At 42.0% G+C, this 12,951-nt stretch carries 8 protein-coding genes and 1 tRNA gene; 2 read left to right on the forward strand and 7 right to left on the reverse strand.

Annotation, left to right across the window (positions count from 1 at the left end; all coding sequences use genetic code 11):
- Positions 1–159: 159 nt before the first annotated feature.
- Positions 160–486, forward strand: coding sequence for an RNA-binding protein (locus F8N35_RS03660; protein WP_068703670.1), 327 nt, complete (start codon positions 160–162; stop codon positions 484–486).
- Positions 487–769: 283 nt separating this feature from the next.
- Here the strand turns inward: F8N35_RS03660 and F8N35_RS03665 are convergent.
- The 5 genes from F8N35_RS03665 to F8N35_RS03685 form a co-directional block, all read right to left on the reverse strand.
- A tRNA-Asn gene (locus tag F8N35_RS03665) sits at positions 770–843 on the reverse strand.
- A gap of 184 nt (positions 844–1,027) precedes the next feature.
- Positions 1,028–1,795: a tRNA pseudouridine(38-40) synthase TruA gene (truA, locus tag F8N35_RS03670; protein WP_293049996.1), complete on the reverse strand. Its 768-nt coding sequence runs from the start codon at positions 1,793–1,795 to the stop codon at positions 1,028–1,030.
- 6 nt (positions 1,796–1,801) lie between these two features.
- The gene (locus tag F8N35_RS03675) at positions 1,802–4,660 is read right to left on the reverse strand and encodes a LysM peptidoglycan-binding domain-containing protein (protein ID WP_293049997.1); all 2,859 of its coding nucleotides are present in this window, start codon (positions 4,658–4,660) and stop codon (positions 1,802–1,804) included.
- 51 nt (positions 4,661–4,711) lie between these two features.
- A complete protein-coding gene (locus F8N35_RS03680) occupies positions 4,712–5,338 on the reverse strand; it encodes a SagB/ThcOx family dehydrogenase (protein WP_293049998.1) in 627 nt (208 codons plus the stop codon).
- A gap of 172 nt (positions 5,339–5,510) precedes the next feature.
- Positions 5,511–6,038, reverse strand: a complete 528-nt coding sequence (locus F8N35_RS03685; protein WP_293049999.1) for an AraC family transcriptional regulator — start codon at positions 6,036–6,038, stop codon at positions 5,511–5,513.
- A 157-nt stretch (positions 6,039–6,195) separates the two neighbouring features.
- Between F8N35_RS03685 and F8N35_RS03690 the strand changes: the two genes are divergently transcribed.
- A complete protein-coding gene (locus tag F8N35_RS03690; protein WP_293050000.1) occupies positions 6,196–6,996 on the forward strand; it encodes a DUF2807 domain-containing protein in 801 nt (266 codons plus the stop codon).
- A 78-nt stretch (positions 6,997–7,074) separates the two neighbouring features.
- On the opposite strand, the gene F8N35_RS03695 is transcribed toward F8N35_RS03690, so the two are convergent.
- Both F8N35_RS03695 and F8N35_RS03700 read right to left on the reverse strand, forming a co-directional pair.
- The gene (locus F8N35_RS03695) at positions 7,075–9,051 is read right to left on the reverse strand and encodes a glycoside hydrolase family 97 protein (protein WP_293050001.1); all 1,977 of its coding nucleotides are present in this window, start codon (positions 9,049–9,051) and stop codon (positions 7,075–7,077) included.
- A 27-nt stretch (positions 9,052–9,078) separates the two neighbouring features.
- The gene (locus tag F8N35_RS03700) at positions 9,079–12,849 is read right to left on the reverse strand and encodes a DUF3857 domain-containing protein (protein WP_293050002.1); all 3,771 of its coding nucleotides are present in this window, start codon (positions 12,847–12,849) and stop codon (positions 9,079–9,081) included.
- Positions 12,850–12,951: the final 102 nt, after the last annotated feature.

Below are 12,951 nucleotides of genomic sequence, written 5' to 3' on the forward strand. Positions count from 1 at the left end.
AATTTGTGTGTAATTTACCGAAAAAAGCAGTTGGGATATTGGAGTTAATAAAAAAACACTATCTTTGCGTTGATTATGATTGATAGCGATTTTGTTTTTTTTACCAGGTTGTTTTCAATGGCATAATTATGTATTCATATTTTTTAATTATTTTTACAAATGAACATTTACATTTCGCACCTCAGCTATGGTGTTGACGACAACGGGTTAAAGGAAGTCTTTGAAGCTTACGGACAAGTAGATTCAGCTAAAGTTATCACAGACAAATTCACTGGTAAATCAAGAGGTTTTGGCTTTGTTGAAATGCCTGATGAAGCAGAAGCTAACAAAGCTATCGAAGCTTTGAATCAATCAGAAGTTAACGGTATGACTATCAACGTTAATATTGCAAAACCTCGCGAAGAACGTCCTCGTCGCGAATATAGCAATAATGGCGGTGGTAGCCGTGGTGGTTATAACGACCGTCGTAGCAACAACAGATGGTAATCTTATCTGATTAGATATAGGAAGGGGTATTCTTTACGGGATGCCCCTTTTTTTATGCAGGTGTGTTGTGGTGAGGAGTTTAATCTAAAGTCTTTTGAGTTGTTCGTATTGGCGACCCGTAATAACAGGCTATATCCATCTTTTAGTATCTCTGTTTTTTTGCTGCAAAGATAGAAATTCTGTTATTCTCCCTCAACTTTTGTAGGTGAGCCTTGTTTCAGAAGTGTTCCAGGCAAAAATATACAAAAAAAGCCACTCTTTTGGAGTGGCTTAATTTTTAGGGCTCTTCAGGTAGGACTTGAACCTACGACCCCCTGATTAACAGTCAGGTGCTCTAACCGACTGAGCTACTGAAGAAGGTTACTTTCCTTTGTTTATCGGCCTTTGCTGTGGTTGATGTCTCTCAGAAAAGTGATGCAAAGGTAAGGGGTTTTTTTGAAACCTGCAAATGTTTTGTCTCTTTTTTTGCGGAAAAATATGCCTTCTTTTTTTACGTCATTCTTTTTCAATATGTTAATTGCCTAATTTTTTTTTCAAAAATTTATTGCGCACATTCGTCGGACTCAAAAATCGAGTCGGGATAAGCCACATCCGTTAAATATAATCCGTGTGCATAGGCCGAAGAGCCGGCCTTGCCTCTGTCTTTGGCTTCGATGATGGCTCTGAAATCATTCTCGGACAATTGACCTCTTCCTACTTTTAGCAGCGTTCCAACAATTGCCCTGACCATATTTCTGAGAAATCGGTTGGCTGTAATGGTAAATACCCATATATCTCCCCGTTTTGCCCAGTATGCCTGTGTAATGGTGCAATTATTGGTCTTAACGTCTGTATGGAGCTTACTGAAGCTCGTAAAGTCGATATATTCGGGTAATATTGCCGCCGCTTGATTCATAGCTTCAAAATCGAGCGGACTATGCACACGAGCTGCTGATTCGAGGTGGAACGGATTCTTCTCGGGGGTTACCCAGTATTCATACGTGCGGTTTATGGCGTCAAAGCGGGCATGAGCTCCCGACTTTACCTTTTTCAGGTCCCACACGGCAATATCGTTAGGAAGAACGCCATTTAGCTTCTTAAGGAATAATTCTGGTTGTTCAATCTCTTCTGCGTCAAAATGGGCAACCATTGTGCGTGCATGAACGCCGGCATCTGTACGGCCAGCTCCAATCACGTCGGTATGTACCCGCATTAGCAGCGAAATTGCATCCTGTAGTTTTTGCTGTACGGATACCCCATTGGGCTGTATTTGCCAGCCGTGATAGTGTGTGCCGTTATATGATAGCCAAATAAAATACCTTCTTTTCACGGGCGATTAGCGTGCTGGAATTTGCAACTGCTGACCTATATTGACTTCACCTGAGGTGATCTCATTTGCGGCTTTCAGATCGTCAACGGATACGTTGTGTGCTTTAGCTATAGAGAAGAGAGTATCGCCGGGTTTCACAATATATTTGACGTGTTTTGTAGCATTTGATGTTTTAATTTCAGCCTTTTTGACCACGTTGGTTGAGTCAGGAATAAGACTTAAAATCTGATTTTCCTTTACATCCGTGTTGTTCAGATGATTGTATTCTTTTAATTGGTCTACCGTGAGGTTTGTTTCTTTTGCAATGGTGAAGAGTGTTTCACCTTTGGAAACAGTGTGACTTGTTTTTGCCGGCTTGGTAGAAACTACGGGGGCAGAGTATGGCTCTTCTGCGACTACAGCTGTTTCCTTGGTTGTTTTCCCTTTTGTTGCCGGTCTTTTCTTTTTTGCGGATACAACAACATATTCTTTTCTCACCGTTTCAATGGTTAGCTTTTGCCCCGGAGTTACCTTGCTTTTCTTTCTGGATATTCCGTTCCAGCTTTTTATTTGAGCCGGTGTTACCTGATAAAGTTCAGCAATCGATTCCAGTGTTTCTCCGTCTTGTACAATGTGAGTTTTATTGACTTTATAACTGGTAGTCAGTGTGTCTATTTTTTCGGTTGGTTGTGCATTGAGAACGACGGGTTTTACATCATCCTTTTGAGCTGGAGCAACCTCCGGTTGTTGAGCTTTTGTTTCGTTTTGTACCACTTCTTTCGGTTTTGACACCGGAGCATTCGGATCAAGAGAGAGTACGTCTCCTTCATGAACCTGATTGTCTGAGAGGTTGTTCAGCTCTTTGATTTTTAGTGCTGATATGTGGTGTGATTTGGCTATAGAATAGAGTGTTTCTCCTTTTTCTACGACATGAGTCTTTTCCGATGGGTTTTCTTTTTGAACGGTAGAAGTCTCTGTCTCAGATTTTGCTTTGGCTTCTTTTACAGGAACTTCTTTCTCTGTCATCTGAACTGTCAGGTAGGTGCCCGGTTTTACTTTGTTTTTTGAAATTCCGTTCCATTTCTTGAGCTGCGATACAGAAACGCCAAACTTGTCTGCAATTCCGGATAAAGTCTCACCCTTACGCACTTTGTGAGATTTGCGTGATGTGACGGTTTTTGTAGCTTGTTCTTCTTCGTTTACGATCTCTTTTTTAGAGACTTTAGTAGCAGCTTCAGCTTTGGCCTCTTTTGCGGGTACTTCTTTTTCTGTCATCTGAACAGTCAGGTAAGTTCCTGGCTTTACTTTGTTTTTGGACAGACCGTTCCATTTTTTGAGTTGCGTAACGGAAATACCGAATTTATCGGCAATACCAGATAATGTATCTTTCTTGCGTACTTTATAAGTTTTGCGTGATGTGGCGGTTTTTGTAGTTTGTTCTTCTTCGTTTACTGTCTCTTTTTTAGAGGCTTTAGGAGCAGCTTCAGCTTTAACTTCTTTTGCAGAAACTTCTTTTTCTGTCATCTGAACAGTCAGATAAGTTCCTGGTTTTACTTTGTTTTTGGACAGTCCGTTCCATTTTTTGAGCTGAGAAACAGAAATACCAAACTTGTCGGCAATTTCAGATAGGGTCTCACCTTTACGCACTTTATGTGTTTTGCGTGTAGTAGCTGTTTTTGTGGCTTGTTCTTCTTCGTTTACGCTCTCTTTTTTAGAAGCTTTTGAAGTTGTCTCGGCTTTAGTCTCTTTTACAGGAACTTCCTTTTCAACTTCTTGCACAGTCAGTGTTGCACCCGGTTTGAGCTTATTGCCCGATAATCCGTTCAGACGTTTGATTTTTGCTGTAGTGGTATGATATTTTTCGGCGATCTCAGACAAAGTTTCACCTTTCTTTACCTTGTGGGTTTGTCGTGAAGTAACCGTTTTTGTAGCTACACTTTCCTGTGATTCGTTCTCGTTCCTGGCAGATAATGATCCGCCGGGAATTTGAAGTTTATCTCCGGGTTTAATTTTTTCTCCGTTGTGAGAATTGGCTTTGATCAGTTCGTCTTCAGAAACATGATATTTCTTTGCGATAGTATAAAATGATTCCCCTTTTTTTACAGTGTGGGTCTTGCCTTCAGATGCAATTTGTTCCTTAGCGTGTTTTTTATCAGTGTTGCTGGCCAACTCTTTGCCTGAACTTTTTTGCTCCGACTGAATGGAAAGCTTTTGTCCCGGTTTTATTTTGTTACCGTTAATGTTGTTCCATTCTTTCAGCTGCTCTTCCGAAACATTGTATTTCTGAGCAATGGTATATAACGATTCACCTTTCCGTACTTTGTGGATTTTGCCTGTTGAGGCATATTGTACGTCGTCGTCAAAACCAGAGAACGATTTCACCTGAACGGGATCAAATTTGTATAATTTCTTGTCGGCTATTACCGAACATCCTGTAACATACCGTTTTGCATAGTAGCCGGCGTTGCTGTTGTCGATGCGAACACCGCCACCGTTGGCTGAATGGATGAAATTAAAGCTTCCATCAGGATTTTTGTCCAAAAAGATACCAACGTGGCCAATACGTGATTTCTTGCTGTTGTGTCCTTTGAAAAATACCAAATCTCCTTTTTTGAGATTGTCTATATCTACTTCCTGACCGTTTGTTACTTGCGAACCGGACGATGAATTGAGAGACATGCCGAATTTGCCGTATACATAGCTTGTGTAGCCTGAACAATCAAATCCGCTTGGACCTTTTGATCCTGAACGATACGGTGTGTTGATTAATGTTTTCGCATAGTGCACCAACGAATCGCGCAATGTGACGGAAGCGGACGATTTCCCTTTAGCAGAAAGTGAAACAGCATTTATTGAGATGAGTAATAAAAAGACTAAATAGCGCATTGGGTTAGATGGTTTTTAGCGACTTGCAAATAGCCGCGTATGAGTTTGAATTTACTTTTTAGGGTAACCGATGGTTTGAGCCAGCGTAATCATCTGGTCATCGGTCAGGTTCATTGTTTTTGCCAGTTTTTCTTTGGCAATGCTTGCGCGGACAACAGTTGAAAGTCCTTCTGAAGCGCAAAACAAATAGATATTTTGTGAAATGAAACCGCTGTTTGCATAAGTTGCTTCAATCAGTCCGCTTTCACTTTTTGAATTGATCTTAGATTTATTGCAAACAAATACAATGTTCACAGGAGCTTCGCCTACATATGGTTGCATGCCTGTGTCTTTGCGATAATCTCCGGCAACAATAAGTACAAGATTATTTTTTGCTGCATCGTATCTGTAAATTCCTTCTTTTGTAACGACATATAAATCGATTTCCTGACGATCCATCGAAGAAGGAGCAGTTCTCTTCTTTTCCCGGTTAAAACCCCATGCCGCCCACAACAAGTTGGAAAGCGTTTGGTTTGAAATATTTTTTTCAGAATCAAACTGACGGGCAGACTGACGCAGGTTTAATGCCTCCATCAACGGTTTACCACCTGTACGAACAGGTTGTGGAAGTTGAATATTCTGGGCAGACAACAAAGAGCACGAACACGCAAAGACAGCAGATAATAGCAGTGTTTTCATTTTTGGTAGTAGTTAGTTTTTGGTTAAACGAACCGTCCGTATCATTGGTTTACGGAGGTAAATACAGTCTAGTCTGATAGACGTAAGAGTAATCGTTTTGTTTAAAAAACGACTGAGGGCTCCCTGTTTTGGAAAAATGATGCAACAAATATAATAGTTTTTTCTTGCCCACCTATAGTTTGGACAGGAAGCCCGGGGTAGATTTAATTTTTTTTGGCGAACACCCGTATGCTTTTTTAAATGCTGTACTAAAATGTTGAAGAGAGGAAAAACCGAGCTCAAAAGCAATCTGAGTCATGTTTTTTTCGCCTAAAGCAATCATATTTACAGCTTTTTCAAGGCGAAAACTGTTCAGATAACAGTAAATGGTATCGCCAAACAATTCTTTGAAGCCATTTTTGAGCTTGAAACTGTTTATGCCTGCGATTTTGGCAAGTTCCTCTATTGTCGGGGGCATTGTCAGGTGATCCAGCAGGTACTGACGGGCAAACAACAACCGACCTTTGTCGTAATCGTTGTGACAAAATCGGGTTTTTGAAATTGGCGGCTTTTGGAGGCAAAAAACACAAAGTTCCTCCGATTCGAAAATGGATAAAGCTGCCTGCTTTTTTGCCCAAAACGTCAGAAGCTGCTCAATGCTTTCCGAATCCAGTTTGCTGTCACACAAAGAGTATGTCTGGTTGTTGATGGTAATTGTCATTGTGTTTTTTGAAGCTGAGTGCAATAAATAATATAAAATAATATTCTGCAAATATAAAAACAATTTCTTTATATATAAATGAACATCGTATATGGTGGTTTATCTTTGTCGAATTAACACATACAACTGAAGGATTTAATACCAAAATTCTATTGAGATGGTGACATTCAAAAAACTCAGAAGAATATTTAATGAAAAAGGCAGCGGAAACGTTGTCAGTAAAACAATAGCGGTCAGTCCGTTTCTGCAACTTCATCTTTGCACTCAATGTAACGTCGAGATTGTGCAATCGGACGAAGAAAAAGTGGTGATTGAAATGGACGACAACCTGATTGACGGCGTACGGGTGGATAATTCCATCAAAACGCTTTTCGTAACTCAGGATCTTCGCCAAAAAATTCCTCTTTTTACATACGGTAAAATCACTATTTATTGCCATGCGCTCGAAGCGCTTTATGTGACTTCACATGCAGATATTAAAACGGTGAAACCTCTCGAATCCAAATATGCAATGGTAATCAAGACGGTTTCTCACGGAGATGTGTTTGTCGAACTAAAGGCTCCTTCCGTAAAAGTGATGTCGACGAATCATGGCGATTTCACATTGAAATGCGAAACCAACGATTTAGTCATTAATAATGCCAGCAAAGGCGATCTGAACCTTGACCTGAAAGGTGCTGCTGTAGAAATAAACCACAAAGGGAGAGGCGATATGGTTTTGACCGGTTCGTGCGATTCTTTGTCCATCTGCAACGAAGGGCATGGTGACATTTCCGGAACTGATCTTGTGTCCAGAGATGTTAATGTGAAAAGTATCGGACATGGCGACACAACGGTGTTTGCGTCTCACTCCATTAAAATTCAGAATCTCGGACACGGCGATGTCGCTTATTGCGGCGATGGCGAATTAGAGGATTTGTCGCATACTGGACACGGGAAAGTGCAGCATAAGGGATAATTTACTGTTCTTTATATAGCAAAAAGCTCCGTGACAGATGAATGTCACGGAGCTTTTTGTTTCAGGGTGTTTTGTTGACTATTCAGCCCTAACAATGGCAGCCCAGCCTCCACCTTCGGCAAGATGCACTGCCAGATGCGACTGGTCGGAGATATTCAAAAATACCCGTTTATAGTCGTTGCCGTTATTGTTGGCATTGACTCCGTCTTTGAATACTTCGGCTTTCCATTTGCCAGGGCCGAGGAATGAGAAATCGATGGTGATGTCGCGTTTATCCCAATTGTTGATGGCTCCTATATACCAGTTATTGCCTTTCTTGCGCGCGATGACCGAGTAGTTTCCAACTTCTCCGTCGAGAGCGATGGTTTGATCGAAGGTAGTCGGTATCTGCGAAATGAATTTGGTACATTCCTGCTCTTTCTCATAATTGCTCGGGCTATCGGCCAGCATGCAGAGCGGAGCTTCAAATACAACGTACAAACCAAGCTGATGGCAACGTGTTCCCTGACTCATGGGTTGTCCGACGATTGGACGGAAACTGTCTTTGGATGCGTTGCGCATTGCTCCTGGGGTGTAATCGAGCGGACCGGCCAACATGCGGATATATGAAATCAACACGTCGTTTTGAGGCATGTCCGGATTATTCCATTTGAGTTGTTCCATACCATAAACACCTTCAAAGTTGATTACATTCGGATAGGTTCGTTGCAGTCCGGTAGGTTTATAAGCTCCGTGAAAATCAATCAGCATGTGGTGTTGAGCTCCTAGTTGTGCCACTTTGTAATAGAAGTTTACCACCTTTTGATCATCACGATCCATAAAGTCTATTTTGAATCCTTTGACGCCCATTTTTGAATAGTGTTCGAACACCTGCTCCATGTTCTGGTTCAAAGGAACCCATCCACACCAGAGAATAACACCAACATTTTTAGACTTGGCATAATCGATGATAGCAGGCAGATCAATCTCTGGAATGGTATTAATCAACTGACCTTTGGCGGCCCATCCTTCGTCGAGTAATACGTAAGAAAGGTTGTATTTGGCTGCGAAATCGATATAGTGTTTATATGTTTCTGTGTTGATGCCGGCTTTGAAATTGACTCCTTCAAGATTCCAGTTGTTCCACCAGTCCCATGCTAATTGTCCCGGTTTGATCCATTCTGTGTCTTGTACACGGGAAGGCGTTGCCAGTTTATAAACCATGTCGTTGTTCAGTAAATCCTTGTCTTCTTTGGAAATAATCAGCGCGCGCCACGGAAAAGACCGGTTACCCTTCGTTTTGGCAATAAAATCGCCGCCTTTAGTTACCAACGATTGAATGTTGTTGTACCCGCCCTGTTTTTCTTCGAGAGGGAAGGGTGCAAAATCGCTTACAAATCCTTGTTTGGTTGATTTGTTGAGGCGGAGGAACATGCCCGGATAATCTTCAAGATCGGCTTCTGTAATGGCACATTTCATCTTGTTTTTCAGCTCAATCAGAATGGGGGTGTAAGTGGGTTTGTCTTCCATTTGGTTGATGTTGAAATGTTTGTATGTGTTTTCGAACGAACATTGATACACATTGTTTGCTCCCGAATTAGCGTACGGAATGTAAGCTACATAGTTGGTGTCAAAGTTGAATCGGGCATCTTCGTTACTTACAACCACTTCTCCCGGACGGTTAAGCACCCAACGATATGCCACTCCATCGTTATATGCTCTGAAAATCAGCGAGTAATTGTCTTTGAAAGTTATTGACAATTCGTTGTAGTTGTCGGTTATGCTCTTTTTCTTATAAACCGGAGCTGCGATAATGTTGTTGACGGTGGTTATTTTACTTGTCTTTACTGAAGGATTGACACCCAAAGGAGCTTCTCCCTGCAGCGTGAGTGAAATAACAGATGGCGTAATAACCGACTGTTTATTACAGTCGACAGCCCAGGAGATAGTTTTGTCTACATTGACTTTCAGAGAAATGGACTTATCCGGTGATTCTACTACAAATTCTTTTGCCGAAAGTGTTGTTACACAGGTAGCAGAGATCAGCAGTGTAAATAAAAAAGAGAAAGGTTTCATTCAGCGTTTGTTATAGTGGTTAGCAGGTTATTTTATTGCATATTGTTTGTTGTCGGCTTCGCTTACGAAATTCATGAATTCCTTGAATTTAGGATATTCAGCAATCGATACCGTTTCTGTCTTTCTCATAAAAGTGCGGTGTGCGATAACTGTGCCTGCGGTCTTTGTGTCGTAGGTAAGGCTATAACGGGCATTAGCGCATTCGATATTCACGTTCGAAGGGATTTCAACGAATTTCTTTCCCTGTGGCAATTTAATGGTAAGTGTTTCGGTGGTGATATCTTCCATATGATATTGCCAGAGTTCCATGGGATATTTACGGGTGTCTTCGGCGACTACTTCCAGAGAACTGATTTTGTCTGTCCATGGTAATTGCATGATTTTCATTCCGGCAACATCCTGTAAGCTGTTTTTGATTTCAATATTGCAGTCATATACGATGCTGTCGTTCAGGTTTTCAAGGTTCTTGAATTTCGGGTTGGTTACCTTGATGGGCACGCTAAAATCGGAAGCTACCGACTGAGTGATTTTCTTCAGTTGTTCCTCTGCTCCGAGATCACGATAGGCATCTCTGAGGTAAGAAGCGTCGGCCGCATAATGTACCGAATGGCGCTGTACCTGCATGTCTTTATTTACCAGCGTGATTGTGTTGTTCCGATTAATCCTGTTTTTGGGGCGGGATTGCATTTTCATCGACATTAATTTATCGCCGAAAGATTCCGTATCATAAGGAATCGGTAGTATGTTCGAATTCAGATCGACCGTCAAAGCGGCTTTGAACGGAAGTTTGTTGTCCGTAAGTTCCAGATAATAGACTTTGTTGTCAATGTCCAGGCGGGCAATGCAGTGATTAAAGTCGATAGTCGGAAGCACCAGGCGGTTGTAGCCGTTGTCGCGCGTGGAGATCAGCACCAGATTGGCCTTGATTCCGCTTTCACGACAAAGAGAAACAAACAACGTTGCCACATCTTTGCAATCTCCCAAACGGGTTGTAATGGTACGCGAAGCTTTCTGCGGCACGTAGTTGCTGTGCAGAAAAGCAACATTGGAGTAGGAGATGTTTTCCAGAATATAGTTGTAGAAAATGCGGGCTTTTTCCATGGCACTTGCATTCTCTTTTCCTTTCAGTAACTGACTGATGGTCTGTTTGAGGACAAAATCGGATTTGAGTTTGTTTGTAGTAAGGTCTTTGTACCAATGGCTGATGTATTTCCAGTCGGGAATGCTGCTGATAGAGAGGGTAGGAGCCACGTCCACCAGTTCGCTCATGTACGGTTCGCTTTTGATTGCCGGCATGTTGCGCGATTCCCACTGATACAGTTTCATGTCTTCCACATCACTGATGGTCGGCTTGATGTCGCCGTTTGTTACGAGTGATTTGAACTCTTTGTTTTGGGGTACAAGAATGCTATAACGATTCAGTAATGAAGGAATACTATACTGCATCAGGAACTGGTCGTAGAAATGCTTGGCAATTTCACCGGTAGAGAAGTCCTGTACGCGATAATCCAAATGAAGTACATCGTTCACTTCCAGATTGGTAAATACAATGCGGTCGTTATCGTCATTTGTTTCGGCTTTCACTTTGTTACCACCGGCTTTGATTACTTCCGCTTTGTCGAGCAACAACTTCTGTGTATTGCCATTATAACCGATGGAATATTCTTTCCATGTTTCTATTCCGGCCTGATTCAGAATTTTAATGGCAATCTCGTAGTGATATTCTTTGGCGCCTTCAGGATACACCACCAGTTGCTGGTCATTTAGAAGGATAGCAGAGTTATCTTCAGGATATTCTTTTGAAGAAGGGGCTTTGGCGATAATTTCGGTCAGATCGTTCTTCGGAAACAGTTCGCCAACCTCTTTTTTGTTTTCCAGTAAGCGCAGCTGAGCCCTTGAGTCGTAAGATGTCGGACCGTAATAGATCGACTTGCGAAAGCTTTCTTTTGCCAGTTCCGGCTGATTCAGGTTTTTGTAGATATAACCGCGATAATTGAATACACCCGGCAGATACGGAGCTAATTGAAGCATGCGATCTGTCACCTCCAGTGCATCTTTGTAACGTTGCATTTTGAAATAGACTCCGGCAAGATTGTCGAGATAACCAATGGCATAGGGCATGTGGTCGATGCGTTGGCGCAAAACGGCGAGGCTCTTTTCCTGATTGCCCTGATCGGCATAGATTTTCGCAAGCGTTTCCATTGCTTTGCCGCTGAAATAGTTGTTGCAATAATCTTCCACAATGGAGGTGGCGGCTTTTGAATTTTGCGACACGTTGTTTTCAATGACGTAACGAAGATTCATGTAGTCGGCGTTATCAGGATATTTCTTATAAAGCGTTTTCGACATCTCGATTACGTCTTGTGTCCGTTTTTGCTGCGAAGCAATATTTAGTTCCCAAGCTTCGGTGGTTGTATTGCTTCCGTACAGATCTTTTGCTTTCTGACAAATGGCAAGGGCATCGTTATATTTTTCCGATTTGAAAGCATCGTTTACAGCCTCGCTCAATGCGGTAAATGAGTTTGGATCATCCTGTTTGATCTTCTCCATCTGTTTGCCATAATCTGTCTGATTTTTGGCACGGGTATATGCTTCAGCAAGGCGATAGGCAATAAGCGACGATTTGGGATATTTTTCTTCGAGTTGTTTCAATATTGCTGTTGCTTCGTATGCTTTGTCGTTGCGCAGATAGGTTTCGGCAAGGGTAATATAATTCAACGCATTGTCCGGATCTGCCTTGATTTTCGCTTTCAGCGTCTCTTCAGCAAAGAAGGGCAACGGATCGGAAATGCTTCCTGATGCCGTTTTCGTGTAGTCGGCATATTGAGCAACATCGGTTAAGCCTGCTATCGGATGAGCATTGGCATCAGTGATGCGTAGCAAAAAGTTGGCGGCTTCAATTTCACTTTGTCCGATTTGCACCAGAATACGGTTCACGCCCTGATTCAGTTTTACCATGTAGGCATAAATATCCAGATCGCAGTTTCGTTCTTCAGGAACGGACGCAACCTGAACGTCATTCACCCATATTTTCAGAGATCCGGATGTGCCTGTCCGTAGATACACCTCTTGTTCAACAGGACTGGTAACGAACGATTGTGCGTACATTATAGTGTTGTTCAACTGGAAGTAATAGTCGAAGTAAAACCATCTGTCGGGCTTGTTGTACGAAGGTGTGTACCAATGGATATCTGCATCCACACGGTTTTTGAGGACATCTTCTGTTTTTGGTTTGGTAACAGCACCCCAGTCTTTGTTGAATCCGCTTCCTGAAGTGTTGTCGAATGTGCCTAACACCTGCCAATGATCTATTGTTCCTATTTTATCGAACAGTTCCTGCGCTTTTTTTGTCTTGTTGCAGGCAAAATAGTGCTGTCCGAGCTGATGGTATATCATCGCTTTGAGTGTTCCGTTCATTTTAGGATCAGCTACAATTTTTTCAAGAAAATCGACCCGCGCCGGTTGAAGCAGATTGCTCGATTCATACAGAAATGGCATCGACGAAAAACCATAGAAGTAAGCGTATGGATCGGCACTAATCTCGTAAAATTTGCGGAAGTCATCGAATGCATTATCGTTTTTCATCTCCTGCCAGTCGAGCAGGGCAAGACTTAGAAGCGCATCTGCTTTCGAAGAAGGATTCTCCAATGCCAGCGTAAAAAAGCGCCGGGCTTCGCTACGATTGTTATTTCCAAAGGCTTCCCATCCTTTTTGATAATTGCCGGATACTGCGGCGAAAGAATTTTGGCTCAGCAAAGTGCCGAAAAGAACCAGACAAAGAAAAATCTTTTGCTTCATGGAGGTCGGTGTTGAAGGTTGATATTTAGCTTCTTGTGCGGATATTTTGAATTATTCTATCTTATACAAAGATGAAAATAATATTTTGGTTTTCAAATTAGT

This window comes from Paludibacter sp., assembly GCF_009712605.1.
In the GTDB taxonomy this organism is placed as follows: domain Bacteria; phylum Bacteroidota; class Bacteroidia; order Bacteroidales; family Paludibacteraceae; genus Microbacter.

What these genes read in the sequence shown, in the direction of transcription:
- F8N35_RS03680 (WP_293049998.1), bottom strand. Translation starts at nt 5,338, where the DNA reads ATGAAAACACTGCTATTATCTGCTGTCTTTGCGTGTTCGTGCTCTTTG.
- F8N35_RS03685 (WP_293049999.1), bottom strand. Translation starts at nt 6,038, where the DNA reads ATGACAATTACCATCAACAACCAGACATACTCTTTGTGTGACAGCAAA.
- F8N35_RS03695 (WP_293050001.1), bottom strand. Translation starts at nt 9,051, where the DNA reads ATGAAACCTTTCTCTTTTTTATTTACACTGCTGATCTCTGCTACCTGT.
- F8N35_RS03660 (WP_068703670.1), top strand. Translation starts at nt 160, where the DNA reads ATGAACATTTACATTTCGCACCTCAGCTATGGTGTTGACGACAACGGG.
- F8N35_RS03700 (WP_293050002.1), bottom strand. Translation starts at nt 12,849, where the DNA reads ATGAAGCAAAAGATTTTTCTTTGTCTGGTTCTTTTCGGCACTTTGCTG.
- F8N35_RS03690 (WP_293050000.1), top strand. Translation starts at nt 6,196, where the DNA reads ATGGTGACATTCAAAAAACTCAGAAGAATATTTAATGAAAAAGGCAGC.
- F8N35_RS03675 (WP_293049997.1), bottom strand. Translation starts at nt 4,660, where the DNA reads ATGCGCTATTTAGTCTTTTTATTACTCATCTCAATAAATGCTGTTTCA.